27 protein-coding genes are annotated in these 25,241 nt (G+C 65.8%); 14 read left to right on the top strand and 13 right to left on the bottom strand.

The genetic code is table 11. From position 1 onward, the window contains the following. Window positions 1-143: 143 nt before the first annotated feature. Both N6C22_RS08100 and N6C22_RS08095 read right to left on the bottom strand, forming a co-directional pair. Window positions 144-863 carry a class I SAM-dependent methyltransferase gene (locus N6C22_RS08100; protein WP_261650596.1) on the bottom strand — a complete coding sequence of 240 codons (720 nt, stop codon included), beginning with the start codon at window positions 861-863 and terminating at the stop codon, window positions 144-146. Between the two features lie 51 nt (window positions 864-914). Beyond that, a complete protein-coding gene (locus tag N6C22_RS08095; protein ID WP_261650595.1) occupies window positions 915-1,580 on the bottom strand; it encodes a DUF6517 family protein in 666 nt (221 codons plus the stop codon). 129 nt (window positions 1,581-1,709) lie between these two features. On the opposite strand from N6C22_RS08095, the gene N6C22_RS08090 reads away from it, so the two are divergent. The 4 genes from N6C22_RS08090 (at window position 1,710) to N6C22_RS08075 (ending at window position 5,497) form a co-directional block, all read left to right on the top strand. Continuing rightward, window positions 1,710-2,678, top strand: a complete 969-nt coding sequence (locus N6C22_RS08090; RefSeq protein ID WP_261650594.1) for a phosphoadenosine phosphosulfate reductase family protein — start codon at window positions 1,710-1,712, stop codon at window positions 2,676-2,678. Window positions 2,679-2,738: 60 nt separating this feature from the next. Further along, complete coding sequence (locus tag N6C22_RS08085; RefSeq protein ID WP_261650593.1) at window positions 2,739-3,671, top strand: phosphoadenosine phosphosulfate reductase family protein; 933 nt, start codon at window positions 2,739-2,741, stop codon at window positions 3,669-3,671. Between the two features lie 70 nt (window positions 3,672-3,741). Beyond that, entirely contained in the window at window positions 3,742-4,881 is a 1,140-nt protein-coding gene (locus N6C22_RS08080; RefSeq protein ID WP_261650592.1) for a DUF3179 domain-containing protein, read from the top strand. Continuing rightward, the gene (locus tag N6C22_RS08075; RefSeq protein ID WP_261650591.1) at window positions 4,874-5,497 is read left to right on the top strand and encodes a hypothetical protein; all 624 of its coding nucleotides are present in this window, start codon (window positions 4,874-4,876) and stop codon (window positions 5,495-5,497) included. Before N6C22_RS08080 ends, N6C22_RS08075 begins: the two co-directional genes overlap by 8 nt. A gap of 39 nt (window positions 5,498-5,536) precedes the next feature. Here N6C22_RS08075 and N6C22_RS08070 read toward each other — a convergent pair whose 3' ends face one another. From N6C22_RS08070 to N6C22_RS08045, 6 genes are all read right to left on the bottom strand, one after another. Continuing rightward, entirely contained in the window at window positions 5,537-7,657 is a 2,121-nt protein-coding gene (locus N6C22_RS08070) for a histidine kinase N-terminal 7TM domain-containing protein (protein WP_261650590.1), read from the bottom strand. Between the two features lie 341 nt (window positions 7,658-7,998). After that, a complete protein-coding gene (locus N6C22_RS08065) occupies window positions 7,999-9,237 on the bottom strand; it encodes a mandelate racemase/muconate lactonizing enzyme family protein (RefSeq protein ID WP_261650589.1) in 1,239 nt (412 codons plus the stop codon). Between the two features lie 149 nt (window positions 9,238-9,386). Beyond that, on the bottom strand, window positions 9,387-10,109 hold the full coding sequence (locus tag N6C22_RS08060) for a diphthine--ammonia ligase (RefSeq protein WP_261650588.1): 723 nt from the start codon (window positions 10,107-10,109) through the stop codon (window positions 9,387-9,389). 51 nt (window positions 10,110-10,160) lie between these two features. Then, entirely contained in the window at window positions 10,161-11,309 is a 1,149-nt protein-coding gene (locus N6C22_RS08055) for a DUF373 family protein (protein ID WP_261650587.1), read from the bottom strand. A 135-nt stretch (window positions 11,310-11,444) separates the two neighbouring features. Continuing rightward, a complete protein-coding gene (locus N6C22_RS08050; RefSeq protein ID WP_261650586.1) occupies window positions 11,445-12,335 on the bottom strand; it encodes a coiled-coil protein in 891 nt (296 codons plus the stop codon). Window positions 12,336-12,582: 247 nt separating this feature from the next. Next, entirely contained in the window at window positions 12,583-14,436 is a 1,854-nt protein-coding gene (locus tag N6C22_RS08045) for a hydrolase (protein ID WP_261650585.1), read from the bottom strand. A 104-nt stretch (window positions 14,437-14,540) separates the two neighbouring features. On the opposite strand from N6C22_RS08045, the gene N6C22_RS08040 reads away from it, so the two are divergent. From N6C22_RS08040 to nth, 3 genes are all read left to right on the top strand, one after another. Further along, window positions 14,541-14,693 (top strand): hypothetical protein, encoded by a 153-nt coding sequence (locus N6C22_RS08040; protein ID WP_261650584.1) that lies wholly within the window; start codon window positions 14,541-14,543, stop codon window positions 14,691-14,693. 25 nt (window positions 14,694-14,718) lie between these two features. After that, window positions 14,719-15,135: a DUF371 domain-containing protein gene (locus N6C22_RS08035; protein WP_261650583.1), complete on the top strand. Its 417-nt coding sequence runs from the start codon at window positions 14,719-14,721 to the stop codon at window positions 15,133-15,135. Window positions 15,136-15,200: 65 nt separating this feature from the next. Beyond that, window positions 15,201-16,007, top strand: a complete 807-nt coding sequence (gene nth / locus N6C22_RS08030) for an endonuclease III (RefSeq protein ID WP_261650582.1) — start codon at window positions 15,201-15,203, stop codon at window positions 16,005-16,007. Window positions 16,008-16,013: 6 nt separating this feature from the next. Here nth and N6C22_RS08025 read toward each other — a convergent pair whose 3' ends face one another. Both N6C22_RS08025 and N6C22_RS08020 read right to left on the bottom strand, forming a co-directional pair. Next, window positions 16,014-16,400: a methylglyoxal synthase gene (locus N6C22_RS08025; protein ID WP_261650581.1), complete on the bottom strand. Its 387-nt coding sequence runs from the start codon at window positions 16,398-16,400 to the stop codon at window positions 16,014-16,016. Between the two features lie 50 nt (window positions 16,401-16,450). Continuing rightward, window positions 16,451-16,864, bottom strand: coding sequence for an EamA family transporter (locus tag N6C22_RS08020; protein WP_261650580.1), 414 nt, complete (start codon window positions 16,862-16,864; stop codon window positions 16,451-16,453). Window positions 16,865-17,214: 350 nt separating this feature from the next. On the opposite strand from N6C22_RS08020, the gene N6C22_RS08015 reads away from it, so the two are divergent. Beyond that, on the top strand, window positions 17,215-17,427 hold the full coding sequence (locus N6C22_RS08015) for a DUF1328 domain-containing protein (RefSeq protein WP_261650579.1): 213 nt from the start codon (window positions 17,215-17,217) through the stop codon (window positions 17,425-17,427). Between the two features lie 167 nt (window positions 17,428-17,594). Here N6C22_RS08015 and N6C22_RS08010 read toward each other — a convergent pair whose 3' ends face one another. Further along, window positions 17,595-19,514, bottom strand: a complete 1,920-nt coding sequence (locus N6C22_RS08010) for a beta-CASP ribonuclease aCPSF1 (protein WP_261650578.1) — start codon at window positions 19,512-19,514, stop codon at window positions 17,595-17,597. A 335-nt stretch (window positions 19,515-19,849) separates the two neighbouring features. Between N6C22_RS08010 and N6C22_RS08005 the strand changes: the two genes are divergently transcribed. From N6C22_RS08005 to N6C22_RS07985, 5 genes are read left to right on the top strand one after another with little or no spacing between them, the layout of a single operon-like run. After that, entirely contained in the window at window positions 19,850-20,353 is a 504-nt protein-coding gene (locus N6C22_RS08005) for a hypothetical protein (protein ID WP_261650577.1), read from the top strand. Continuing rightward, window positions 20,350-20,808 (top strand): DUF488 domain-containing protein, encoded by a 459-nt coding sequence (locus N6C22_RS08000; RefSeq protein WP_261650576.1) that lies wholly within the window; start codon window positions 20,350-20,352, stop codon window positions 20,806-20,808. Before N6C22_RS08005 ends, N6C22_RS08000 begins: the two co-directional genes overlap by 4 nt. Before the next feature lie 52 nt (window positions 20,809-20,860). After that, window positions 20,861-21,370: a hypothetical protein gene (locus N6C22_RS07995; protein ID WP_261650575.1), complete on the top strand. Its 510-nt coding sequence runs from the start codon at window positions 20,861-20,863 to the stop codon at window positions 21,368-21,370. Then, the gene (locus N6C22_RS07990) at window positions 21,363-21,848 is read left to right on the top strand and encodes a metal-dependent hydrolase (protein ID WP_261650574.1); all 486 of its coding nucleotides are present in this window, start codon (window positions 21,363-21,365) and stop codon (window positions 21,846-21,848) included. Before N6C22_RS07995 ends, N6C22_RS07990 begins: the two co-directional genes overlap by 8 nt. Before the next feature lie 52 nt (window positions 21,849-21,900). Next, window positions 21,901-22,404 carry an 8-oxo-dGTP diphosphatase gene (locus N6C22_RS07985; protein ID WP_261650573.1) on the top strand — a complete coding sequence of 168 codons (504 nt, stop codon included), beginning with the start codon at window positions 21,901-21,903 and terminating at the stop codon, window positions 22,402-22,404. Window positions 22,405-22,412: 8 nt separating this feature from the next. On the opposite strand, the gene N6C22_RS07980 is transcribed toward N6C22_RS07985, so the two are convergent. After that, on the bottom strand, window positions 22,413-22,775 hold the full coding sequence (locus N6C22_RS07980; RefSeq protein ID WP_261650572.1) for a hypothetical protein: 363 nt from the start codon (window positions 22,773-22,775) through the stop codon (window positions 22,413-22,415). Between the two features lie 139 nt (window positions 22,776-22,914). Further along, the gene (locus tag N6C22_RS07975; RefSeq protein WP_261650571.1) at window positions 22,915-23,607 is read right to left on the bottom strand and encodes a hypothetical protein; all 693 of its coding nucleotides are present in this window, start codon (window positions 23,605-23,607) and stop codon (window positions 22,915-22,917) included. A 169-nt stretch (window positions 23,608-23,776) separates the two neighbouring features. On the opposite strand from N6C22_RS07975, the gene proS reads away from it, so the two are divergent. Next, entirely contained in the window at window positions 23,777-25,231 is a 1,455-nt protein-coding gene (proS, locus tag N6C22_RS07970) for a proline--tRNA ligase (protein ID WP_261650570.1), read from the top strand. Window positions 25,232-25,241 lie beyond the last annotated feature (10 nt).

The raw sequence follows: 25,241 nt of genomic DNA, 5'->3' as shown, positions 1-25,241 counted from the left end.
ACTGCGGGAACCACTCGGTCCAAAAAGCTACGCTAAAAAGGCTGGTCGCTCGTTTCACTCGCGACCAGTGAACGACAGCACTCGGGTTCTACGAACCGCTCGTGCTGTCGACGATTGTATTTTCTGTCCAGCTATCGACCCGCCTATTCGAGGCGGAATCGCAGACACAGAAAGTACGGCTTCGTCGCCGCGCGCTCGTATGCCTCCGGGTCGATTTCTCGAAACTCCTCGACCGGCGTCGCTTCCTTGAGCTCATCGAGTCCAAATCCGTTCGTCAGCGCCGGTTCGATTATGGCCGAGAGCGGGCGCCGGTAGGCGGGGACTTCGACCGGTTCGCCGAAGGACTCCCACACCGCGGAGACGCGCTCTATCTCGTGGTAGTTCTCCGCATCGTCGTAGCCCTCGAAGTCGGCGTGGGGGTGCTGGACCGAGCAGACGACCCAGCCGTCTTCCGTGAGGACGCGGCGAAGCTCGGCGAACAGCGAGTCCCAGTCCCGAACGTAATGAAACGCCAGCGAACTGGCGATACCGTCGAACGAGTCGTCGGAGAACGGGAGTGGACTCCCGAGGTCTGCCCGGAGGAAGTCGGCGTCGGGTGCCCGCTTCCGGGCGTACTGCAACATCCGCGGGCTGGCGTCGAGTCCGACCACCGCCGCGCCGCGCGTGCCGAGTTCCCGCGTGAGGTGGCCCGCGCCACAGCCCGCGTCGAGGACTCGCGCGCCCTCGATGTCGGGGAGCAGAGAGAGCGTCGCGGGGCGTTCGAGATACGCGTTCCAGGGCTTCGTGTCGCCCAGCTCGTCGTACCCCTCGGCGAGTCGCTCGTAGGCGTCGTGTGCCAGCGGTCGCTCCGACTCGTCGGTCATTGCTGCGAGAACGAAGATTCGACTGAAAACGGCTGCGGTCCGTGGGCGGGCCTACTCCTCGTCGGAGTCGTGGCGGACGTTCTGCATCATCGTGTAGATGTCGGCCTCCTCGTTCGGTAGTTTCGTCGGGTGGCCGCCGATGGCGATGACGTAGTCCTCACCGTGTTTGACCTTCGTGACGTAGAGGTTGATCTCGACCGTCTGACCCTCCAGGGTGGTCTCGCCGGTGAAGATGGTCACCTCGGTCTGCTGGCCGAGCATGGTCACCTGCTCGGTGCCGGTCTGGCGGACGTTCGAGATGTCGCCGTAGCCCGTCTGGTACTGGCCGAGCACCTGGTCGATGAGGTCGCTGTTGCTCATGTTCTTGACCGGGTTCTGCGGCTGGCCGATGACGTCGACCTCGTGGGTGGAGACGACCGCGAACAGCCCGACCTGCTGGTCGATGAAGTCGTCCTGCTTCTCGTACTGGGCGATCCAGTTGTCGACGATGATGGTCCGGTCGCCGATACCGACCTCGGTGCCGTTGATCTCGATGGTCTGATTCTCGACGCTGCGCTCTGTGTAGCCGGTTCCGCTGTCACCGAGTGCCCCGTCGGCCACCGTCGCCTTGTTCGCCGAGTACTCCAGCGGCTCCTCGCCCATGACGAAGCCGAGACATCCGCTCGTAACCAGCACTGCGGCGATAGCCACGGCGGCCATCCCGCGCCTCGTATCCATGTCCGGAACGTCCCCGCGGTCGGCTAAGAAGGTTCCGGCTATCGGGGTGACGCGGGTGCGACAAGGTCTGGCACAGCAGGCCGAACCCAAAAGACCTTTTTCGAGGGTCGTAATTACATCTCATTACAGATGTCCGAGTTCCCCGACTACCTCGACGTCGATTACACGGACGGCGAAGGCGAGTCCCCCGCAGACTACCCGTCCATCGAGCACAAACTCGAGAAAGCGCTCGACGTGACCAAGAAAGGTCTCGAACAGTACGAGAACCCGGCCGTGATGTGGACCGGCGGCAAGGACTCCACGCTCACGCTCTACTTCGTCAAGGAGGTCGCCGAGCAGTACGACCTCGACCTGCCGACCACGGTCTTCATCGACCACTACCAGCACTTCGACGAGCTCATGGACTTCGTCGAGCACTGGGCCGACGAGTGGGACCTCGAGGTCAAGTGGGCCCGTAACTCCGACGTCGGGCAGTACGTCGAGGAGAACGACCTCGAACCGGGCGACGACATCCCGGTCGACGCGCTCTCCGAGCACAACCAGCACCACATCCGGAACATCCTCGAGTACGAGGAGGAGACGTTCCCGTTCCTGCTCGACACCTACGTCGGCAACCACCTGCTCAAGACCGTCGCGCTGAACGACACCCTCGAATCCGAGGGCATCGACGGCATCATCTCCGGTATCCGCTGGGACGAGCAGGAAGCTCGTGCCGACGAGACGTTCTTCAGCCCGCGCCACGACCCCGACATCTACCCGCCCCACGACCGCATCCAGCCCATCCTCCAGTTCGCCGAGGCCGACGTCTGGGAGGCCTTCTGGCACTTCGTGGTGCCCGAGACCGTCGAGGATTACCCCGACGAGGGCTACGTCCCGCAGGACTACGACGACCTGCCGAACGGCCTGACCCACGCCGACATCCCGGTCTCGCCGAAGTACTTCGAGGGCTTCCGCTCGCTCGGCTCCGAAGTGTCGACCGACAAGGCCGACCAGGAGCCCGCGTGGCTGCAGGACCTCGAGAACACGACCGAACGCGCCGGCCGCGCCCAGGACAAGGAAGACCTGATGGAGCGCCTGCGCGACCTCGGCTACATGTAAGCTCGGCCGCCGAGTCACACACCCGATAGCGATACTTTCTCACACCCCTTCTCTAGGGGTATGGAATCCACCCCTGCTGTCGATTACACCCTCGGTACTGGCGAGACAGCCGAGGATTACCCGACGGTCGAATCGCGCCTCGAGCGGGCACGTGGGGTGGTCACAACGGCGCTCACGACCTACGACAACCCCGTCGTCTGCTGGACCGGCGGGAAGGACTCCACGCTGTTGCTGTGGCTGGTCCGCCAGGTCGCGGCCGAACGGGACCTCCCGATTCCGCCGGTCGTCTTCATCGACCACTACCAGCACTTCCGAGAGACCGCGGCGTTCGTCGAACGCTGGGCGACCCGCTGGAAGCTGGACCTGCACGTGGCGCGCAACCGGGACTTCCGAACGTTCGAACCCGGTGAATCGGTCCCGGTCGGGGCGCTCCCCGAGCGTGCCCGCCGAGAGCTCCGGACCGTCCTCGACTACGACCGTGACGAGTTCGTCGTCAGTGCCGACACGACCGAGGGGGCGCACATGCTGACGACGCGGGCACTCGTTGACGAACTCGAGAACCACGGGTTCGACGCAGTGCTCACCGGCGTTCGCTGGGACGAACAGTACGCCAGGGCCGACGAGACGTTCTTCTCGCCACGTCGAGACGCACCGGTCCCGCACGACCGGGTCCAGCCGCTGCTGGCGCTCGGCGAGCGCGACGTGTGGGCGGTGACCTGGGAGACGATGGTCCCGGAGGCCGTGGTCGGGTACCCGATGGGCCACATCCCCCGGAACGCAGCGGACCTGCCGCCGGACCTCTCGGTCTCGGACCTGCCGGTCGCTCCACAGTACTTCCACGGCTACCGGAGTCTGGGTACGGCGTCGGGCTCGGGACGGGAATCCGACCGGCCAGCCTGGGTGCTCGCGGGCAACGGCGTGCCAGAGCGCGCGGCCCGCGCAGACGAGCCGGAAGCGTACATGCGGCGGCTGCGCGAGTTGGGGTACATGTAGGTCCCTCGCTCGTGCGGCGACGATGCACGCTCCGGATACGGGTAAGAGGGCTCGCGACCTCCCTACCAGCATGGGAGAGAAACACACGCGCCGAGCGATGCTCGCCGCGACCGGTGGTGGCCTTGCCGCCCTCGCCGGATGTCTCGGTTCAGGTGGTGGGAACACCGCCTCGGTCGGTGGCGGTGGTGGTGGCGGCGGACCCGACACGACGGCCGCCGACACCGGAAGCGACCCCACGACCGGCGGCGGCAGCCCCGGAACCGCCGTTCCGCTGGCTGACGAGCGGTTCACCGTCGAGTACGACTACGCGACGCTGAACGACTGGGTCCGTTCGGGCGGACCACCAAAGGACGGCATCCCCTCCATCGACGAGCCCAAATTCGAGGCCGCATCGAAGGTCGGCTCGCGGGTCCGGCCGGGCGACCCCGTCTTCGGTGTCGAACTGAACGGCGAGACCAAGGCGTACCCCCAGTCCATCCTGGTCTGGCACGAGATCGTCAACGATACTTTCGGTAACGAGAACGTCGCCGTCTCGTACTGTCCGCTGACCGGGACGGCCATCGGCTACCTGCGTGGCGACACGGAGTTCGGTGTCTCCGGTAACCTGCTCAACTCCAACCTGGTGATGTACGACCGCGAGACCGACAGCCGGTGGCCACAGGTGATGGGCACGGCCATCTCGGGCGGCTACCGGGACCACAGCCTCCAGCACGTCCGGGTCACCTGGACCACCTGGGACAAGTGGAAGGCAATCCACCCCGACACGACACTCCTCACCGAGGACACCGGCTACATCCGGGACTACGGGCGTGACCCCTACGGGACGTACAACCCGAAAGCGGGCTACTACAAGACCGACGGGATGCTGTTCGAGCCCGAGAAACAGGACGGCCGCCACGCCCCGAAGATGGTCGTCATCGGCGCGCGGACCGGCAGCGGTGCCTTCGCCGCCTCGAAGATACACCTCAGCCAGGAGCGCGTCGTGACCGGCATGGCCGGCGACGTGCCCGTCGTCGCGGTGTACGAACCCGACCTGGACACGGGCTACGTCTACCGGGCCGACAGCGAGGTCGTCGCCGATGGCGAGCAGTACGAGGTCGACGGCGAGACCTACACGGGCGACGCCCTCCCGCTCGAGTCGATTCCGGCGTTCGACGCGATGTGGTTCGCCTGGTTCGCGTTCTACCCCTCGACCGAGATCTATGTCTGAGACGAACCAGCGGTCCTGGCCGGTTCCCGCCAGGGTGTCCCGGACCGGTCACGCGGTCCGACTCGCACTCGGTCGTCGAGACTCACTTGCAGTCACGCTCGCCGTGACTGCCCTGTACCTCGCAATCTACCTGCTGGCCATCGGTGACCTCGCGATTCGGAGCGGCTTCGGGGTCGGCTATATCGTCGTCAGCGACCCGGTCGCACGGATGTTCGAGACGACGACGAGCCGGTTCGCCTGGGAGGCTATCGCGCTGGTGAACCTCGAAGTCGTCCGCCTGCTGGTCTCGCCCCTGAACATCGCGCTCGGGCTGGTCCTCGCCGCCCTCGTGGGCATCAACCTCGGCGTCACGTACCTGACGTGGCGGCACCCGAAGGCGTGTGGCATCGACCGAAGTGGCGCGGGCTCCGGGACCAGCGTCCTCGCGGCGGTTCCGGCGCTGCTCTCGGGGAGCGCGTGCTGTGGCCCGGTCGTCCTCATCGCGCTCGGGGTCTCCGCCTCCGGCGCGCTCCTGACCGTGTTCGAGTGGCTCCTCCCCGTCGGCGTCCTGCTGTTGCTTGCCAGCCTCGTCTACTCCGGCGGGAAGATGGACCCCGTCGGCGCGGCCCACGGCTGAGCCTCGGCCGTCGGGAACCGCCAGTATTCTGTCGGTGACTTAGTCGTCCATCACCGACTCGGGTTCTGGCCGGTCCTCTCCGACGCCGCCGGTCGTGCCATCCGTCTCGAACTCGAACCGTGCCCCGCCCGCGTCGCTCTCGGTGAGGGTGACGGACCAGCCGTGTGCCTCCGCGATGCGACTGACGATACTCAGTCCGAACCCGGTTCCACTCTCGGTCGAGGTGTGCCCGAACTCGAAGACGGCGTCGCGCTTCTCGGGTGGAATGCCGGGGCCGTCGTCCTCGACGAAGAATCCCCCCGGAGTCTCCCCGAGCGTGACGGAGACGCCGGGCGGGTCGTCTGGGCCTGCTCGAATGTTCGTCGAGCCGTGCTCGACGGCGTCACCGGTCTCCGACCGGCTGTTCGTGGAACCGTGTTCCACGCTATTGCGAAACAGGTTCTCGAACAGTTCCCGGAGACGCTGTCGGTCCGCCGTAACCGTGTCGGACACGTCCACCAGCAAGTGGCCTGTCGAGTCCGGGACCGCCTCCCAAGCCTCTCGAGCGACGCTCTCGAGATCGACTGGATGCTTGTCGTCGATGGTCCGCCCCTCACGCGCCAGGGTCAGCAGGTCCTGTATCATCCGGTCCATCCGCTTGAGTGCGTCGTTCACCTCCTCAAAGGCCGCATCCTCCCCGGTCTGGCGACCGAGTTCGAGATAGCCCGTGGCCACGCCAAGGGGGTTGCGCAGGTCGTGACTCACGACGCTGGTGAAGCGTTCGAGGCGCTCGTTCTGCGCTTCGAGCTGGCGCTTTCGGTCCTCTCGAACCGTGATATCGCGGGAGTTGACGACGATGCCCCCGATGACGGGGTCCTCGACGAGGTTGCGCGCCTTCGACTCGACGAGACACCACGAGCCGTCGGCCCGACGGAGCCGATGCTCGAACGTCACTGACCCGCCCGGGTCCGAGAGGACCGTCTCGATGTCGGCCCAGACCCGGTCCCTGTCTTCCGGATGCGTGAACTGCTCGACCGAGTTACGACGGATGGCGTTCGGGTTGTACCCGAGTACGCCCCGAACCGAGGGGCTGACGTACTCGATGACGCCCTCGTGGTCGAAGACAGTCACGAGGTCCGAGGACTCCTCGACGAGCCGACTGTGTCGCTTCTCGGCGCGTCGCCTGGCCGTGATATCCCGGAAGACGAGCAACTGGTCGGTTCGATCGGAGTTCTCGGAAACGTACGTCCGGCGCATATCGAAGTGGCGGCGCTCCCCGGCGACGGTGACGACCACGTCCTCGGGGTATCGCTCGGCCGTGTTCCCGTTCCCGCCGTCTGGCACGACTGCCGAGAACTGCTCGCCGACCAGATCGTTCATGGACCGCTGCAGTATCCCCGCCATGGCGGCGTTCGCGTCGACGATCCGCCCGTCGTCGTCGAGCGCGACGAATCCGTCCTGCATCTCCGCGACCAGCGTGTGCCTGGCGACCGGGAGGACCCGCAACAGCTCGAACGAGAACAGGCTCACCGCGAACGACACCCCGGTCACCAACAACAGGAACGGAGAGAGGTCGAGGTGTTCGACGGGACTGACACCGAACCACCAGAGGAGGTTCCCGAACACCGGAACCATGACGCCCCCGAGCATGGTCAACGCCTGCAACCGGTAGAGGCGCTGGTCCCGGGACGCGACCATGACGAGTACTCCCAGCGTTATCGCTATCTGGGCGTACTGCAGGAAGTACCACGCCGAGAACAGCGGCGTGTAGGTGAAGTCCATCACGAGCACCGGCGACTCCCGGACGACCGTGGTGTCGGCCCAGATTATCGACGGTGCGAGCCAGACGACCGTCAACATTGCGAGTGGTGGGACGACGAACAGGCCGACCCGCGGCCACCGGGTCCATCGGTCGTACCCCGCATAGGCCAGGACAAACACCAGTCCGAGCGCGACAGCCGTCTGTGCGCCGAACCTGCTAACGCGGTACCAGAACAGGAACGCTTCGGGGTCGGTCTGGCCGTAGCGGACGGCGTTTCCGAGACACCAGACCGCGATGCTCGTCAGTAAGAGGACGAACCATCGTGACCCGACCGCCTCGGACCGACGAAGCCCGACAACCGCCAGTGCCAGACTGATGCCTCCCGCGATCACCAGGGAGACAACGTAGGTGTTCGGCACGTCATCAAAGACTATACCCTGAGATACAAAGCTCGATTGGCCGGGATTCACACAGAACGGTACTCGGCAGTGGTGATTGCTATCTGGGCAGACCGGCGCACGGATTCGGAGAGATCGAATAGTTCCCTGCTCGCCGAATCGCACGAGACGGTCGCTCACTTCGTTCGCGCAGTGACTCGTTGATTTGACGAAGCTCCGCTTCGCTACGCTTCGTCAAACACCGCGAAGCAGAGCTTCACGAGCTTGACTTCGGCTTACGCCTCGTCAAACAACGCAAATCGGAGATTTGCTGGCTCGACGAGTCGTTTCACTCCTCGTCGAACACCGACAGGCTCGCTTCGCTACGCTTCGTCGAACAGCGTCTCGCCTTCGACCATGTGCTCCTCGACGGCGTCCATGTCCAGCGTGACACCGAGACCCGGCTTCTCCGGCACCTCGATGTAACCGTCGACGATGACGTCCTCCTCGACCAGATCCTCCCACCAGCCGAGCTCGTAGGAGTGGTACTCGACGGCGAGCGCGTTCGGGATGGCCGCGCCGACGTGGGCAGAGGCCATCGTCGCGACGGGCGAGGAGACGTTGTGCATCGCGACGGGGATGTAGTACTGGTTGGCGACGTCCGCGATCTTGCGGGTCTCGCGCATGCCGCCGACCTTCGGCATGTCGGGCGCGATGATGTCGACCGCCTGGTTCTCGATGAGGCGGCGCTCCTCGGTCACGCGATAGCGGTTCTCGCCGACCGTGATGGGCGTGATGGTGGACTTCGTGACCTCCTCCTGCACGTCGAGGTTCTCCGGCGGCACGGGGTCCTCGAGCCACCAGACGTCGTAGTCCTCGATGGCGTTGGCCAGCCGCTTCGCGGAGCCACCGGAGAACGTCCAGTGGCAGTCGAACGCCACGTCGGCGCGGTCCTTGACCCGCTCGGTGACCTTCTCGACGATCTCGGCCTTGTGCCGGATCTCGCCAGGGCGAAGGTGGCGGTTCGCGCGGTCCTTCTCGAAGCCGGAGGGCACGTCGAGGTCGAACTTGAGGGCGTCGTAGCCCAGGTCCTCGACGACGCGCTCTGCCTCGTCGGCACAGGCTTCGGGGTCGGCCTCTTCCTCGGTGTGGCAGTCACAGTAGACGCGCATCTCGTCGCGGTATTTGCCGCCGAGCAGCTGGTACGCCGGGATGTCGAGAATCTTGCCCGCGAGGTCGTGCAGGGCGATCTCGATGCCGGAGATGGCCGTGACGGTGACGCCCTCGACGGAGCCCTCGCCGGACATCTTCTGGATGAGGTGCTCGTAGAGTCGGTCGATGTCGAGCGGGTTCTCGCCGACGACCATCGGCTTCATGCGCTCGATGAGCTCCGGGACGCCCGCGCCCCAGTAGGCCTCACCGGTGCCGACGACGCCTGCGTCGGTGTAGATTCGCACGAGTGTCCACGGGAAGTTCCCGTCGATCATCGTGGTCTGGACGTCCGTTATCTGGACGTCCCGGCCGCCGCCGCGCTCGCGCGTGACTCCCATCGTCTCGCCGGAGAGCTCACGCATCGTGTACTCCGCGTTCGGATCGTGAAGGTCCGAGTAATCGATTCCCATACCTCGTGATTTACTCGCAACATAGTAAATGTTGGGCAATCCGCATCGGTGTGTCGGAAGAACGGCCAGTTACCAGGACGGCGCGTGTGCTATTCAGTGTACTGATACTGGTTCACAAGGAGCCCGTGTCGAGCGATTCCAGCCCGAACCTACCCGAGCCGAGCGTCCGTAATCTCGATGTGTCCGCGCGTCCCCTCCCACACCGTCTCGTACTCCAGCTCGATTGGGCGGTCCATGTGCGGCCCGTCGGTCACGAACGTCTCAAACTCGCCACCTTCTCCGAGAACGTGGACGCCGTACTCCTCGTTGAGCGCCTCCAGTTCCGCGAACGCGTCGGCGTCGAGGGTGCGCCCGAGCCAGGACTCGTCGAGGCCGTGTGCAGCGACCTGCAGGATGGTTATCTCGAAGCCAGCGTCGAGCATTTCGCGCGCCAGCTCGGAGGGGTCGCGCTGCCACAGCGGCGCGAACACGTCGCAGCCGAGGCGGTCGGCCATCGCCTGGATGCGCGAGGTCTGGTACTCGCTCTCGATGGCACCCGCGGTGACGCCCGCGAGGCCCCCCTCCAGGTCGTCGCTGAGGTCGGCCAGCGCGGCCTCCAGTGGTTCCAGTTCGGCATCACCCTGTTCGCCGGAGTCCGTCGCGGTCATCGCGTCGAAATCCTCGGGCGTGACGTTGACGTGCTGCAGGCCGATGCTCTCGGCCGCCAGCGACGTGAGTTCGGTCGCCGGCACGTGGTACATGTACGACTCGCCCTCGGGGTGGACCGTCAGCATGTGCGAGACCGGAAGCCCCGCTTCGAGCGCCCGGTAGAGCGCCCACGAGGAGTCCTTCCCGCCGGAGAAGAGGCTCACCCAGGAACCGTCGGCTGTCATAGCTGACCAAGTGGACCGCGAGAGTAAACGTGTGACGGACCGCGGACGACGCTACGAACCCTGTTCGAGTTCGGCCTCCTCGATACCCGTCCCCGAGAGCGCCGCGGCGATGCGCACGCCCACGAGGGCGAGCAGGACTGCGACGACGACGAACCCGGCGAGGCGCTCACCCGGGAGCAAGGCGAACGCACCGAACTCGCTCTGGCCGACGGTCACCCGGGGAATCTGGAGCGCGTCGATGAGACCGCTGCGCTCGAGGAAGTACGCCGAGAACCCGCGGATGACCAGCGAGACGGCGACGAGGATGAACGGCATGTTCAACATCGCGTTCGGGACGGCCTCGGAGTCGATGGCCTCGTCGAGCACCCGCCCGATGCTCGCGGTCGCCCCCGCCATCGCTAACCACGGCACCGCGTGGAAGACGAACATCATCGACGGCAACACGACGCCTTCGACACCGCTCATCCGTGAGACCTCGAGCGCCCCGACGAACATCCCGACCATCGTCAGCCCCGCCGCGACGACGTACGTGACGACGGAGACGTTGCCGGAGTAGAGCGCGGTCTGGACCTGCGCCGCCCCGTCTTTGGCCAGTTCGTCCACCGCGAAGCCCTTGTAGAGCAGGAACAGCCCCACGATTGCGGTGATGGTCGCCGCGCCGACGGCCGGCCCCGCGGTGAGCGCCAGCGCCGGGAAGGCAACCAGCGCCACACCCAGTGGGACCAGCACGGTCTGGCGCAGCTCCTCGTCGGCGAGGAACTGCTTCAGCAGGTAGTACGTCGACTCGATGTCGCGGGCCTGTCGCACGACGACGCGGTCGACCGAATCGACGCGGAGTCGTGACTCGACGACCGGCACCAGGCGTTCGTCCTGTGCACTGTCGATGACGACGACTGCGGAATCGAGCTCGTAGCGCTCTATCAGCTCGTCGAGCTGGTGGGCGACCGACCGGTCGGCCCCCACGACGTTCTCGCTCGCACCGGAGATGACCGCCACGACGGTCTCTTCGTCCTCGTCGCGCAGGTCACGCGCGACCCGGAGTGTCTCCAGCAGGCAGTTCACGTTGGAGTCTTCCGGGTCGGCCAACCCCACGTCCGTGACGAGCGAGCGCACGGCTTCCCAGCCGACGACTGGCGTCTCCAACCCCGTCTTCCGTCCGATGTCGTCGGTACGGTCGACGCACACGACCAGCGTAGCCACTACCCAATGCGAGCACGAGAAGGGATAAAAAACTGCCGTGACCGGCGGTGCTGTCGCTCACGGACGGTCGAGAAAAACGCAATCAAAGTGCTGCACGTCGGGACCGCAAACAGAGAGAGTCCCCGAGTCGGGCGCTTAGAGGCGGCCAGCCTTCTGCAGCTTCATCAGGTCCTCGGTGTCGAGGGTCTCGCCTTCCTTGAACTTCTGGTAGATCTCCTCGGCCTCGGCCTCGACTTCCTCGCGCTTCTGGTCGCGCTTGGACTGCTTGGCCTCCTCCTCCTTCTTGTCCAGCTCGCGCAGGCGCTTCTGGACGCGGACGAAGTCTTCGTGGTGACGGTCGGCCGCTTCCTGGGCCTCGACGAACTTCTCGTGCATCTCGTCGGCCTCGTCACGGATGTCGTCGGCCTCGCGGTAGGCCTCGATCATCTGGTTGTGGTGCTCCTGTGCCTTGTCGGCGAGCTCCGTGACCTTCTGGTGGTGCTTGGATGCTTCAGAACGGACCTCCTCGGCCTCCTCGACGAGCTCGTCGAGGTCGTCGTTCTGTCCCATCTTCTCCTTGCGGCTCTGGTACTCCTCGCGCTTGCTCTCGATCTTCTCGATGAGCTCTTTCTCCTCCTCGGAGGAGAGAACCTCGGTCTGCTGCTTGAACTCCAGGTCCTCGATCTCGGACTCGAGCTCTTCGAGGTCCTTGCCGTCGTCGAGCTCGAGGTCGGACTTCATCTCCTCGACCTTGTCGAAGAGCTCGTTGGCGTCGGCGTTGAGGTCGTTACGCTTCTGTTTGTGCTCCTGGACCAGCTCGTTGAGCTCGTCACGCTTCTCGCGGTGTTCCTGGGCCTCGTCGACCTTCTCGCGAGTCTTCGCGTTCAGGTCGTCACGGCTGGAAGCCCGCTCAGAAGCCATCTGGTTGAGATCGTTACGTCGGTCTCGCAGCTGTCCTGCGAGCTTGATAAGTTGACCTTTGGATTTGTTCGCAAGGTCGTCTTCTGTGAGTTCTACGTTCTTGGATGTGTCTATCGAATCAGCCATTGTGTATTCGTACCTCGATTCCGTCCCGCGCCGGAACGGTAGCTCTCGCTGGCGGCCTGCGACCTCTCGGGGACAAGATTCCGTGTCATTCTGGTCGGCTAGCGATGCTACCGGAACACCGGCGGCGTTCTGGTATCGATTACTACCACGGCAAGTAATTTAAAGGTACCGATTGCCTATATTCCCGGAATCGGGAGACAGCGCCGACACAGGGTGTGTAAATTGCTACCACACACGACGATTCGGGTTATAAAGAGTACTCGTTGACGTACCGCGTCCCACCAGCCTCGACGACGAGTTCGAGCCGGTCCGCACCACTCGGAATCGAGATGGTGCCAACAGGCTCGCGGGCACTCGGCGCGACCACGACCGGTATCGATTCACCAGCGTCTCCGGCGGTCCACGAGAAGGTCCCATCGACCTGTGCGGGCGAATCGTTGACCACCGTGACACCGACAGTGCCCGTCGGCTCGCCGTCGAGCAGCGCGACGACCGGCTGGAACGAGTCGGCCAGCGCGTCGTACGCGGGTTTCTCGGTCCCGTCGACGGAGACGATACCCATGCCGCCGCCGGCGTCGACGTCACGCAGACAGAATCCGGCGAGGATGTCCGTGCCATGGCGGCGGAGCGCTTCCGCGACGCGCTTGACAAGCCGTGCCTGCGCTGTCTGCGAAGCCCCTGCCCCGTCGTCGCCGACGACCGCGTCGTGTCGTTCCCGGTCGAGGCCGACCGGTGTCGCCCCGCGTTCCGTGAGCGAGCCAGCGCCGAACTCCGACACGACCTGACCGAACTCGGGGTACTTGTCGAGGAGCCAGTCGACCGTGTCGGCGTCGCCGTAGTCCCAGCCGGGGTAGAGGTGCGCCGCATCCGGGGAACAGCCAGGCGGGCCACACACCGGGAACACGGTCGCGCTCTCGGGGAACGCGCTCGCGATGGTGTCCGCGGTCGACCGGTCGAACGAGGTCCCGCTGACGCGCCGCCGGAACCGAAGCCGAGCGAGGCGACCGCTCCCAAGTCGCTCCGGGAACGGGTCGACGGGGTCGTCGTGGACGCCGAACAGGGCGACCGACGGGTGGTGATCGTATTCCCCCGACAACGTCCGGGCGAGTTCCTGCCCGCGCCCCGAGTCGACCGTCTGTGTCCCAGTGAGGGGAAGATCCTGCCAGACCAGTATCCCCGCCTCGTCCGCCGCGTCGTAGAACGACTGCGGCAGCACGTGCGCGTGAACCCGGACGAGGTTACAGTTCGCCGCCGCGGCGCGTTCGAGGTCTGCAGTGGGGGAGTCACTCGGCATGATGTTCACCCCGCGAGCCTGCACCTTTTCGCCGTTCGCCCAGAGTCCGCCGTCGTACCGGACGGGACAGACCCCAGTCGTCCGGCTCCGTTCGTGGTCGCGGAACTTCGCCCGGACCGTGTACCGGTGCTGGTCCCCGTACCCACGAGGCCACCAGTACGCCGGGTCACGAAGCGTCAGCGTTCGGGTGACGGTGACGCGCTCTCCCGCGGCCGCGTCGACGTGGACACGTTCCATCGCGCCACCACCACGGAACCCTTCGGGGCGGAGGGAGAGCGTCACCGGTTCGTCGACCGGCTCCGCCGCATCCACACAGACCGCGGTGTCGATGACCGCGCCCTCGTCGGTCAGTCGCGGGTTTATCATGAGGTCGGTGACGAACGCGGGCGGGCGCAATCGAAGGTGCGCCGCCCACCAGATGCCGGGGACTGCGAGGGAATCCGGCACCATCTCCGTCTCGTACACGCCACCGAACCCGTCCGTCGGACGGTGGCACTCTACGATGAGTTCGTTCTCCTGCTCCGGATCGAACTCGAACTGCGCCGATTGGAAGTACGTGTCGTGCTCGCCGAGCAACTCGCCGTTCAGCCAGACACGAGCGCGTCCGTACACGCCACGGAAATCCAGGAGCACCCGCTGGTCGCTAGCCGACCGTGGGTCGCCGAACCGGAGCCGGTAGGCGACCGAATCGTCGCCAGCGAACGCGGTCGGCCGACCAGGAACCGTGACGGGTTCCCACGAGTCGACCGCCGGTGGCTCGTCGTCGTGTGCCTCCACGATCGTAGCCCCCTCCCACTGGCTCGTCATACGAACAGACAGACCTACCGCTATCACGAAAGGTCTTGTGACTACTTTCACTTTCACCGCGCGGTTGGCGGACCTTGACATGGGGTGGCGTCGTGTCTCCATCCATGCTCGAACATCTGACCGGCACCTGCGAGGGCTGTGACGCGACACTCGACGCGGACCGCCTGATGCTCACCATGCGGACCGACGGTGGCGTACGGCGCGCCTACGAGTGCACCTGCGGTGCGGTGACCGTCACGGTCGTTCGCGAGGACTAAGTTCACCGGTCGGATACGCCGGGGCATGCAAGAGGTCATCCACGCCCGCGGCCACGAGAACGTCTCCGCCGAGCACACGAGCACGTTCGAAGTGACCACGGACGACTATCTCACCCCGGCCGGCGACTGCATCCTCGCCATCGACGCCGACCGCAGCCCCGCCGACTTCGACCCCGAGTTCGTCGAGGCGTGCCAGACACAGGGCTCGCGTATCACCTTCACCATCGAAGCCGACGGCTACTCGGACTCCGTGACCGGCCTCGGCCACCCCTCGCTCGAGTTCACCAACGACCGGAGCATGGTCGGGCGTACCTCCGACTACGTCGACGACCGGACCATCATGCTCGCCGCCCCGTTCGCCGCCGAGGGTTTCGACCGCGACCTGGTCGCTGCGCTGGCCGAGGGAGCCGAGGTGACGGTGACGCTCGAAGTCGACGCCTGAACTCGTTGTAGAGTCCGACCCCGGAGAGCGCGGCGGTTTTCACCCTCCCGTCCCAACCTCCAGTCATGCCAGACGACGAACCCACGGAGAACATCTCCGGCGGCCCCGGTGGCGGCGGCATCGCCGCCGAGTTCCAGCCCGGCGAGGGTGCGACCCCCGCCGAAGCGGTCGTGGACCGCCTCGGTGAGATGTACTGGCAGAAAGCGTACGGTGGGCAGGACGCCTTCGAGTGCCTCGTGCGCACCATCCTGAGCCAGAACACGAGCGACAAGGCGAGCCAGCCCGCCCACGACCAGCTGATGGCCCGGTACGGCCCCGAGGACGAGCTGGCGGAGACGCTGGTCGACGTCTCCCAGGACGACCTCGCCGAGACCATCTCCGCTGCAGGGCTCTACAACCAGAAGTCGACGGTCATCCAGCGCGCCGCGGAGTGGGTCCTCGACGAGTTCGGCTCGACCACCGCGTTCGACGAGTACGTGCGAGACGGCAACCCCGACGACGTTCGGGGAACCCTGCTGGGCGTCAAGGGCGTCGGCCCGAAGACCGCCGACTGCGTCCTCCTCTTCTCGGGTGGTCGTGGCGGCGTCTTCCCCGTCGACACGCACGTCCACCGCATCGCTCGCCGGATGGGGCTCGCTCCTGCGGATGCAGACCACGAGGACGTCCGCGAGTACCTGGAGCGTGACGTGCCCGCCGAGAAATGTGGCTTCGGACACACCGCGATGATTCAATTTGGACGAGAGTACTGCACCGCCCGCAAGCCAGCGTGCCTGGACGACCCGGAAGCGTGTCCACTCGCGGACGTCTGTGACCAGGTCGGTGTCTACCCGGAGACGGACGAGGTCGTCGACCCCGCCGACGCGCCCGACTGAGGGTCGTCACTCCGCCTGCGATTCCAGCCGCTCGACCAGCTCGTCCAGCACGGCGTCGGCACTCGCGAGGTTCGTCGCCAGCGGGACCTCGTGTACGTCACAGATGCGGAGCAGGGCCGCCACGTCGGGCTCGTGGGGCTGTGCCGTGAGCGGGTCGCGCAGGAAGATGACACCCTCGCAGTCGTCGTCGGCAATCTCGGCCCCGATCTGCAGGTCGCCGCCGATGGGACCCGACTGCTTGCGCTCGATGTCGAGACCGGTCGCCTCCATGAGCCGCTTGCCGGTGGTTCCGGTGGCCATCAGGTCGAAGCGGGCGAGGTCGTCACTCCGGCTGCTCGCGAAGTCGATGAGGTCTGGCTTCTTCTCGTCGTGGGCGATGAGCGCGAGTCGCATGCTCGTCGGTGCGAAGGCGACCGACAAGAATGTTGGCGCGTGCCGGATTCTTACCGCGCCAGCAGGACGACCGCGACGACCGCGAACCCGATGCCGGCGATGCGATGGACGGTCACCGGCTCGTCGAGGACCGCGATGCCGATGGCTGCTGCGACGACGAAGTAGAGCGCGGAGACGGTGGTGACCACGCTGGTCGAACCGCGGGCGAGCCCGGCGTAGAACGCGACCGCACCGAGCCCGGCGAACACCCCGGCGACTCCCGCGGTGACCAGCCCGTCACGGGTGTACTCGATGCTCTCCGGCTGAGTGAACACGTACCCCAGGGCGAGGCCGGCACCGACGAGGTAGGAGACGACCATCGCGACGGTCGGAGAGACGGTCTGGGTCGCGAGGTCGGCGACGACGGCCCAGAGCCCCCAGGCGAGCATTGCCAGCACCGCCCACGAGACGGGAGAGTTGAGCATGGTCTGTCGGACCGCTCGCGCGTGGAAAAACGTTGTCACTCGGGGTGGCGAACAGGCGACACTCGCTGCTCGTCCGGCACGGTGGGAGTGTCACACGACCGCGACCACCGTGCGGTATCGGTTACGGCACACCGGGTGTGGCTGCGGCCTCGTATTTCAACGGTGAGTAGCGAGACCGTTCGTCCGGTCCGAACGAGGCCTGCACGTGCCGCGACTGTCTCGATACCGAGACACTCCGGCTTGCCGGCCCTATGTACGTTCGGCCACCGATTCATGCGGCTGGCGCGAGCAGTCGGTCGTACGAGCATGACTGGACCGACCATCGACCGCCGTTCGACGGAGGACTGGCTATGACGCTCGCATCGCTCGCAGCCACGACCGCCGGGGACCTGCTCCCACTGCTGTTCTCGGGAGACTTCCTCTACTACGGCGTGGTGTTCTTCATCGTGGCGATCGTCGCCGGCGTCGTCGGGATGCAGGGAGTCGCCGGAATCTCGATGCGGATCGCCAAGATACTCGTCGGCGTGTTCCTCATCCTCGCGATACTCTCGGTGCTCCTGTAGCGGATTCGCAGGCGGAAGGCCGGGAGCAACAGCCCGGCCAGCTCTTCAAAGGGGTCATCGCACCGCTTTCGCCCCGGAGCCGCGGTGCTCGCGAGGACTCTACGGCTGGAGCGCAGTGTGATGTGTCGGTCTCGACGGACCGACGAAAATATCTTCAGGTGGTCAGGTCACTTGAACCGGAACGTCTCCAGGTTCTTCGGGGCGAACGTCCGCATGTTGAACTCGTGGTAGAGCGCGGAGGAGAGGTCCTGCACCGAGGACTCGTCGCCGTGGACACAGAGCACCTTCTCGGGGCGCGGGTTCATCGTGCGGACGAAGTCCATCAGGCCCTGCCGGTCGGCGTGGCCGGAGAAGCCGTCGACGGTCTCGACGTCCATCTTCATCTTCATCGTGTCCGAGCGCCCGCCGCCGTTGCGGCCGTTGACCGGAATCTCGTCCCAGCCGTTCTGGATGCGGCGACCGAGCGTCCCCTGTGCCTGGTAGCCGACGAAGACGAGGCGGGAGTCCTCGTCGGGGCCGACGTGGCGGAGCCAGGACATGATGGGGCCACCGGTGACCATCCCTGAGGTGGAGAGGATGATACACGGGCCGCCGTCGGCGACGTCCTGTCGCTCCTCTTCGCCGCCGTCGATGTGGTTGAACTCCTCGGCGAGGAAGGGGTTCTCGTCCTCGTGGAAGATGCGGTCGCGGAGGTCGTCACGCAGGTACTCGGGATACGTGGTGTGGATGGCGGTCGCCTCCCAGATCATCCCGTCGAGGTGGACGGGCATCCTGGGGATATCGCCGTTGCGCATCGCCCGTTCGAGCACGAGCATGATCTCCTGGGACCGACCGACCGCGAACGCCGGGATGAGGACCTTCCCACCCTTGTCGTGGGTCTTGTTGATGACGTCGATGAGTTTCTGCTCGGAGTCCTCCTGGTCGGTCTGGTAGTCGTTTCTGCCACCGTAGGTCGACTCCATGACGAGCGTCTCGACCCGCGGGAAGTCGTTCACCGCGCCGTTGAACAGGCGGGTGTCCTTGTAGTGGATGTCGCCGGAGAACGCGACGTTGTAGAGGCCGTCGCCGATGTGGAAGTGCGACACCGCAGAGCCGAGGATGTGGCCCGCGTTGTGGAACGTGAGCTTCACGTCGGGCGCGATGTCGGTCACGTCGCCGTACTCGAGCGGGATGGTGTGCTTGATCGCCTCGCGGACCATCTCGGACTCGTACGGCGGGGTACGGCCTTCCTTGGCGGCCACGTCGAGGTAGTCCAGCGTGAGCAGCCCCATCAGGTCACGGCTCGGCTCCGTGGTGTAGATCGGGCCGTCGTAGCCGTACTTGTACAGCAGCGGGACGAGTGCGGAGTGGTCGAGGTGGGCGTGGGTGAGCACGACCGCGTCGATGCTGTTGAGCGGGGTCGCCTCGGGGACGTGGAGGTAGGGGACCTCGTCCTCGGCACCGGGCTTGTCACCGCAGTCGATGAGGATGCGGGTCTCGGGCGTCGAGAGGATGAACGAAGCCCGTCCGACCTCGCGACAGCAGCCGAGCGTGGTGATGCGGACCCACTCGTCCTTGGACATCTCGTCGCGGTGGATCTGTCGACCGACGCGTTCGAGGATGTCCCGGCGGTCCTCGCGCTCTTGCTTGAGGAAGTTACGGACGTTCGAGACGGTGGAGGACTCGATCGGCGGCGTGCGGACGACCTCGGGTGTCCAGCCGACCTTCTGCGTTATCTCGCGGAGCGTGGAGCCGTGACGGCCGATGACCATCCCCGGCTTTTGTGCCTCGATGACGACCTCGCCGGTGTCAGCGTGGAAGTCGAGGTCGGTGACGCCGGCCTCCTCGGGGATGACGCTCATGACCTCTTCGCGTGCGGATTCAGGCGGCGAGAGGACGTCGGGGTCGGGCCTGACGGTGATGCGCTTGCGTAGCTTCGAGGCGAGTTTCCGGATGAGGTCGCCCTGCTGGGCGAACTTCTTCGGGTCGCGCGTATAGACGACCAGCTCCGGGCCTTCGTACTTGACCGCGGAGACGGAGATGTCGTTCGGGATTTCGCTCGTGATCTCTGCTCGTAGTTCTTCGAGTTGTTGGTCTACGGAACTCATATCTCGGGAAAAGGTAGTGCCATGATGTCCGAATGCGGGCGGTGTCTGTCACCGCACCTGCGGACGGGTCCTTGGATTCCGGTCGCAGGAGTGCCCGGCGCTGGGGCCACCGCGGAACGGTCACGTCGCTGTGTACCGTGTCGGCGGTCACACTGGAATCGCTGGAAGTCTGTAGTATCGGCCGGGTACATGTTCGTGGTACCTGCGGTTGGAGCCCGTCCCAGACAGTCGTCTGCGCGGGAGGACCCAGGGAGAACCCGCTTATTCGACGGTATGCCATTCGAGTTATAAAAGCCTTCGCAATACTCAGGGGGTTCACCCCCGAACATCGGTGTATGGAAGTGACACCCGAGCGCGTCGCACAGGAGCGAGACTGGGTCAGAGCGCGTGCGAACGTCATCGTTCCGCTGGTCAACGACATCCGCGCTGCCCTGGCAGAGCAGTTCGCCGTGTCGGTCGATCCGATCTCGGCGGATCAGTACCACGCCGCCGTCGACGACCTGTTCGCGGACGGCGACCGGGCGGTGAACGTCGCGGCCATGGTCGCCATCCTGCGCGACCTCGACGTCGACGGCGACTATCCTGGCTTCATCGTCGACGAGGTGCTCGGCCGCGAGCTCGCGGCGACCATCGCCGGGAAACAGCCGCTTCGACTGCTCGGCGAGGCGACGTTCCACTACGCCGACATCATGACCCACGGCGAGGCAGGGGACGCCGCCGGCGCGGACGACCTCGACGCCGCCCTCGCCGCGGGCTTCCAGGAGGTCATCCCGGGCTGGGGCTGGACCGCACGCGAGAGCCCGTTCTCCGTGCCCCCGGTCGGCGAGGAGGAGCCGTGACGGGACCGGATTCAGCGCGCATCCGCGATACCTATCTCGCCGCGCTCCAGCACGACCTGTTCGACCCACAGCCCGACGAGACGCTCGTCGGGGTCGTCCGCCGACCGACGCGCTGGTTCGCCGGGGCGGTCGACGAGAACGTTCCGGCGCTCGGCCCGCCGGCTGACCTGCTCGACGCGGTGAAAGACGAGGAAGAGACGCTGAAGATGCGAGGAATCTGTGACGAGGAGGCCCACAACGCGGCCTGGGACGCCGTCGATTTCGACGCGCGCTACCGGGCACACCTGCGAGAGTCACCAGAGGCAAGCGAGGCGATGGACGACCTCCTGCGACGCGTCCACGACGGCGAGGGACTCGTCCTCGTCTGCTTCGAGAACACCGAGAAGAAGCACTGCCACCGGACCATCCTCCGGGCGGAACTCGACCGACGACTGGCCGACGACGGAACCAGCTAGGCGAGTGCCAGGAACCACAAGCGGTTAGCCGACCGCCCGCACACGACGGGGTATGGATAGTCGGCCGGTCGCGCGCCTCCTCCTCGTCGTCTGCCTTCTCGGTGCCGTCGGCGTGTTCACTCTGGACTACGCCGCCACCGAGGAGTCGGTGTCGACCTACCCGACCGACCAGGAGCTGGACCGGTCGTTCGAGCGGTTCCACGGCGACGAGGTGTTCATCTGGGTCGAGGTGGTCGCGGTGCGTGACGCGAGTTTCGTCGCCGAGTTCGGCCCCACGGACGACCGTGTCGTGGTGACCGACACCCGGGCCGCGGTCGACGTCGGTGACGAGGTCCAGGTGTACGGCGTCGCCCGGCCCGACCAGCGCATCGACCCGCAGCGGCTGGTCGTCTCCGAGCAGGGGAACCGGACCTACATGCTCGCCGTCTCGGGACTCTCGGTCGTGCTGACGCTCGGGCTGGTGTTCGGCCGGTGGCGGCCCGACCCCGCCCGACTGCGGTTCGTCCCGCGGGGAGCCGGGGGAGCGCAGGACGGCGACGAGTGGGGTGACCGGGATGAGTGACCTGCTGACCCACGTCCTCGCGGCCTACGTCCTCGCGACGGTGGCCTCGTGGTCGCTGAACTGGCTCGAACCCCATCACGTTCCGGTGGCGATGATCGGCGCGGTCGTCCCGGACGCCGCGAAGGTGTACCTGCTGACCGGCACGGACCGGTTCACCGTCGCGGGCGTCACCGGGTCGTGGTACGCCCTGCAGACCGTGGGGGCAGCGTTCTGCTTCTCGCTGGCCGGGTCGCTGCTCGTGCCGAAACGGGAGCGCCGGGTCGTCCTCGGGGTCCTGCTCGGTGCGGTCGCGCTCCACGTCGCGATGGACTACCTGGTCATCCGGGCTAGCGGCGTCGCCCCGCCGTATCTCTACCCTCTTACGTGGGCGGAACTCCCCTCTGTCGACGTGTACCTGAGTTCGAGCCGGTGGCCGTCACTGGTGGCGATTCCGACGGCGGGCGTGGTGTGGCTGGTCGACAGGAGCCGTCTTCCCTAGACGGGTCCGTCGGGACAGCAAGGATGATTGCCCGGCAGTCCCGACGTGACGTATGGACGAGGATTCGCCCGACGAGGCGACGCTCTGTTTCCCCCTGCGTGGTGACCTCCCGCTGTCGCCGGACGACGAACTCCTCCTCATCGAGAAAAAGCGCGGTATCGGGGCCGGGCTCTACAACGGCCCCGGCGGAAAGGTCGAAGCGGGTGAGACCCCGCTCGAAGCAGTGAAGCGTGAGGTCGATGAGGAGGTCCACCTCGAACTGATCGAAGTGGAGAAGCGTGCGGAACTGCTGTTCTACTTCGGTTCCGACCCACTGTTCCGCTGTCACACGTACGTCTCTCGTGCCTTCGAGGGCACCGCGACGGAAACCGACGAAGCGGACCCGCTGTGGGTCATTCGCCGGGACATCCCGTACGGCGAGATGTGGGAAGACGACCAGTACTGGCTCCCGCGCCTGCTCGACGGTGACCGGGTACAGGGGACCTTCCGATTCGACGAGGATGGCGAGGAGTTACTGGGGTACGACGTGCGTGTCGTCGACCGTTTCACTGACTGACCGCCGGCCTACTCCTCGTCGAACACGATACCGTCTGACCGGATGCGGACGTGCAGTGTACTGGCGACCGACCAGTCTTCGGTGTGGTCCGTGTCGCCATCGGCCGCAACCGTGACCGATACGGTCTGTTCCATCGCGACTTCGTTGTTTATCTTCGATTGCTCACCACCGGCGAGGGTGACGGACTCGGTGACGATGTCGGTGCCGTCGGAACCGGTGACGGTGAGGTCGATGGTCTGTTCGGCGTCGCCCTCGTTGTGGATGACGATGTCGGCGGCACCACGGTTCTGTCCGGACAGACAGCCAGCGGTGCTCCCACCGACCAGGGCAGGGACGACGGTTTTCAGGTAGGTTCTACGTGTGGGGGACATGTGTTGACGTTCGGTTCTGGGGGGATAGCGCGCAGGACTGGTGCGCTGTTGCCGGGACCCCTCGTTCTTGCATCCAGATCGAAACGCAAAATAAATGTCCCCTGACTGACGGACTGAACAGGAGATTCCGTCGGTGCGGCTACTTCGTGACGACGCTTCCGCCCAGTCCGTGCTTCTCAAGCAGTTCTTCGAGCGCCGCCTCGGGGTCGCGGGTGATGCCGGTCTGCTTGGCGAGGTTCGTCGCCACCTCGGTGTCGCGCTCGCCGAACTTCACGACCCAGAAGTACGGGGTCGAGGCCGGGTTGGCCGCGACGAACTCCGCGGGTGTACCCTCGTATACCTCGAAGGACTCGAAGAACTCGTCGTCACCGCCACCGCCGACGAACACCCACCAGAGGTCGTTCGGTCTCTCCTGCGTCGACGAGGCGACGTACAGCTCCGCGATGGTGCCGGGGACGTCGAGCGCCCTGGTCGCGGCGACCGGGCCGGACCCGTCGTGGTTCGAGAGCGCTTCGAGCCACACGTCGTGGACGAACGTCGGAACCGTCTCGGACTCGAAGCCGATGAGCAGGCGCTGGTCGTCGAGCAGTTCGAGTTCGGCGAAGCGGCCCGGGTTGCCGGGGTAGACGCCCGCCCTGACGCGGTTGCCGGGTTCGAGGTCGTCGACGAGGTCCTGCATCTCGCCGCCGTAGTTCGCTGTTCCGATGGGCATGGAAGCGCCGACCCAGTACTTGCCCGAGTCCTCGATCTCGAACAGCGGGTGGAGGAGCAGTTTCTCCTCGTCCGCGCGGAAGCCGAGCACGCGCCACTCGCCCTTGAGCATCTTCGTCACTGTGCCGCCCCCTGAACCGGTTCCCCCGATATCATGTTCTGTAGAGAGGTTTGCTGAGGTGATAAGTATGCCGTGGGTAACGAGGTGTGCCAGCCGATAGCGAGGCCGTTCGCGCCTGCCTGGCACACCTTCAAGGGGTTTAAGATACCGACGAGAGTTCTTCCATACAATGAGTGGAGAGCAGGAACTTGGGATGACCAAGAGCAAGGAGTACAACACAGGCGAGTGGTACGCCGAACTCGTCCAGAAGGCGAAACTCGCGGACTACGCCCCCATGGGTGGGTTCATCGTCACGCGACCCCGCGGCTACGAACTCTGGGAGCGACTCCAGAACCACCTCGACGGGTGGTTCAAGGAGACCGGCGTCCAGAACAGCTACTTCCCCGTTCTCATCCCCGAAAGCTATCTCGAACAGGAGAAGGACATCGTCGAAGGGTTCGACCCCGAGGTCGCCTGGGTTACCCACGGCGGGCACGAGGAGCTGGAGGAGCGCCTCGCGGTCCGCCCGACCAGCGAGTCCATCATCACGCCCTTCATGAGCGACTGGATCCGCAGCCACCGCGACCTGCCCCTGCAGCTCAACCAGTGGTGCAGCGTCATCCGGTGGGAGGCGACGGAGACCAAGCCGTTCTTCCGCACCAAGGAGTTCCTCTGGCAGGAGGGCCACACCGCCCACGCGACCGAGGAGGACGCCTGGGACGAGGTCATGATGCGTCTGGGCCAGTACGAACAGCTGTACGAGGACGTGCTCGCCATCCCGGTGATGCGCGGCCGCAAGCCCGACCACGACAAGTTCCCCGGCGCGAACATGACGACGACCGTCGAGGCGCTGATGCCCGACGGGAAGTCGGTCCAGGGCGGTACCTCCCACCACCTCGGGCAGTCGTTCGCCGACGCGTACGACCTCACCTACACCGACGAGGACGAGGAGGAGCAGACCGCGTGGACGACCTCGTGGGGGCTCTCGTGGCGCGCACTCGGCGCGCTCATCATGACGCACTCGGACGACCAGGGGCTCGTGCTGCCCCCGGCACTCGCGCCCGAGCAGGTCGTCATCGTCCCCATCTACAACGAGGACAACAAGGACGAGGTGCTCCAGTACTCCAACGAGGTCGCCGCGGAACTGCAGGAGGACGGCGTGCGCGTCCACCTCGACGACCGCGACGAGCGCAACCCCGGCTTCAAGTTCAACGAGTGGGAGCTCAAGGGCGTCCCGGTCCGCTTCGAGATCGGCGGCTACGAGGTCGAGGACGAGGAGGTCACCGTGGTCCACCGCCCCGACGGCGAAGAGGTCGTCGAGGACCGCGCAGACATCGTCGAGGCGACCCACGAGCACCTCGATTCGGTGTTCGACAAGCTCTACGAGGCGGCCGAGGAGAACCTCGAGGAGAACGTCCGCGAGGTCGACGAGGTCAACGAGATTCTCGGCACCATCGGCCAGCACGGCGGCTACGTGAAGACGCCGTGGTGTGGCGACGAGGCCTGTGAGGCCGCCGTCAAGGAGAAGGTCCACGCGGAGATCGTCATGCTCCCGATGGACGAGGAGGAGACCCCCGACGCCGACGAGTGTACCATGTGCGGCGACGAAGCGACCGAGATCGCCTACTTCGCGAAGTCGTACTGAGTCCGCGATC

Source organism: Haloarchaeobius sp. HME9146 (assembly GCF_025399835.1).
Lineage (GTDB): Archaea > Halobacteriota > Halobacteria > Halobacteriales > Natrialbaceae > Haloarchaeobius.
This window is presented reverse-complemented; position numbering and strand designations above follow the sequence as displayed.

Bases quoted from the DNA above. Each gene is read 5' to 3' on its own strand.
- N6C22_RS08100 (WP_261650596.1), bottom strand. From the start codon at position 863: ATGACCGACGAGTCGGAGCGACCGCTGGCACACGACGCCTACGAGCGA.
- N6C22_RS08095 (WP_261650595.1), bottom strand. From the start codon at position 1,580: ATGGATACGAGGCGCGGGATGGCCGCCGTGGCTATCGCCGCAGTGCTG.
- N6C22_RS08090 (WP_261650594.1), top strand. From the start codon at position 1,710: ATGTCCGAGTTCCCCGACTACCTCGACGTCGATTACACGGACGGCGAA.
- N6C22_RS08085 (WP_261650593.1), top strand. From the start codon at position 2,739: ATGGAATCCACCCCTGCTGTCGATTACACCCTCGGTACTGGCGAGACA.
- N6C22_RS08080 (WP_261650592.1), top strand. From the start codon at position 3,742: ATGGGAGAGAAACACACGCGCCGAGCGATGCTCGCCGCGACCGGTGGT.
- N6C22_RS08075 (WP_261650591.1), top strand. From the start codon at position 4,874: ATGTCTGAGACGAACCAGCGGTCCTGGCCGGTTCCCGCCAGGGTGTCC.
- N6C22_RS08065 (WP_261650589.1), bottom strand. From the start codon at position 9,237: ATGGGAATCGATTACTCGGACCTTCACGATCCGAACGCGGAGTACACG.
- N6C22_RS08060 (WP_261650588.1), bottom strand. From the start codon at position 10,109: ATGACAGCCGACGGTTCCTGGGTGAGCCTCTTCTCCGGCGGGAAGGAC.
- N6C22_RS08050 (WP_261650586.1), bottom strand. From the start codon at position 12,335: ATGGCTGATTCGATAGACACATCCAAGAACGTAGAACTCACAGAAGAC.
- N6C22_RS08045 (WP_261650585.1), bottom strand. From the start codon at position 14,436: ATGACGAGCCAGTGGGAGGGGGCTACGATCGTGGAGGCACACGACGAC.
- N6C22_RS08040 (WP_261650584.1), top strand. From the start codon at position 14,541: ATGCTCGAACATCTGACCGGCACCTGCGAGGGCTGTGACGCGACACTC.
- N6C22_RS08035 (WP_261650583.1), top strand. From the start codon at position 14,719: ATGCAAGAGGTCATCCACGCCCGCGGCCACGAGAACGTCTCCGCCGAG.
- nth (WP_261650582.1), top strand. From the start codon at position 15,201: ATGCCAGACGACGAACCCACGGAGAACATCTCCGGCGGCCCCGGTGGC.
- N6C22_RS08025 (WP_261650581.1), bottom strand. From the start codon at position 16,400: ATGCGACTCGCGCTCATCGCCCACGACGAGAAGAAGCCAGACCTCATC.
- N6C22_RS08020 (WP_261650580.1), bottom strand. From the start codon at position 16,864: ATGCTCAACTCTCCCGTCTCGTGGGCGGTGCTGGCAATGCTCGCCTGG.
- N6C22_RS08015 (WP_261650579.1), top strand. From the start codon at position 17,215: ATGACGCTCGCATCGCTCGCAGCCACGACCGCCGGGGACCTGCTCCCA.
- N6C22_RS08010 (WP_261650578.1), bottom strand. From the start codon at position 19,514: ATGAGTTCCGTAGACCAACAACTCGAAGAACTACGAGCAGAGATCACG.
- N6C22_RS08005 (WP_261650577.1), top strand. From the start codon at position 19,850: ATGGAAGTGACACCCGAGCGCGTCGCACAGGAGCGAGACTGGGTCAGA.
- N6C22_RS07995 (WP_261650575.1), top strand. From the start codon at position 20,861: ATGGATAGTCGGCCGGTCGCGCGCCTCCTCCTCGTCGTCTGCCTTCTC.
- N6C22_RS07990 (WP_261650574.1), top strand. From the start codon at position 21,363: ATGAGTGACCTGCTGACCCACGTCCTCGCGGCCTACGTCCTCGCGACG.
- N6C22_RS07985 (WP_261650573.1), top strand. From the start codon at position 21,901: ATGGACGAGGATTCGCCCGACGAGGCGACGCTCTGTTTCCCCCTGCGT.
- N6C22_RS07980 (WP_261650572.1), bottom strand. From the start codon at position 22,775: ATGTCCCCCACACGTAGAACCTACCTGAAAACCGTCGTCCCTGCCCTG.
- proS (WP_261650570.1), top strand. From the start codon at position 23,777: ATGAGTGGAGAGCAGGAACTTGGGATGACCAAGAGCAAGGAGTACAAC.